This window comes from Pseudomonas laurentiana (assembly GCF_014648275.1).
GTDB classification, from domain to species: Bacteria; Pseudomonadota; Gammaproteobacteria; order Pseudomonadales; family Pseudomonadaceae; genus Aquipseudomonas; species Aquipseudomonas laurentiana.
Map to the genome: position 1 here is coordinate 1 of NZ_BMQU01000214.1, position 509 is coordinate 509.

1 pseudogene is annotated in these 509 nt (G+C 39.1%); it reads right to left on the reverse strand.

Features of this window, described 5'->3' with window-relative positions:
- A pseudogene (locus tag IE038_RS25840) lies at positions 1-490 on the reverse strand (hypothetical protein); the annotation flags it as partial.
- Positions 491-509 lie beyond the last annotated feature (19 nt).

The window sequence follows — 509 nt, forward strand, 5'->3', positions numbered from 1 at the left end:
CCACCACTTTAATGCCTGTTTCAAAGATTGAAAATTTGGTATCCAACTGTGTAAAGGCGGGAGCAGATCTATGAATAGGAGATGTTGTGAGAGCATCTACAGGACCTAAGTTATCAACGGGTTCCCCAAGAACATTAAAAATTCTCCCGAGAGTAGTTTCACCAACTGGAACACTAAGTGGCCCTCCTGTATCAATTACTTTCATTCCTCTCATCAAACCGTCTGTAGCACTCATAGCGACAGCTCTAACTTTATTATTTCCTAATAATTGTTGTACCTCACAAGTCACACTTATTGGTTGACCAGTTGTATCGTTATCCTTAACTATCAACGAATTGTAAATTCTAGGCATATTACCTGGAGGGAAAGATACATCTAGTACTGGGCCGATGATCTGAGCAATACGTCCTGCCTTCTTTTCGACAAGTGCGGAAACCCCAAAAAGAAAAGGATTGGTTCTCATAAATAATAAATAGGATATTGATTCCAATTGCTAATTGTTAAACCTA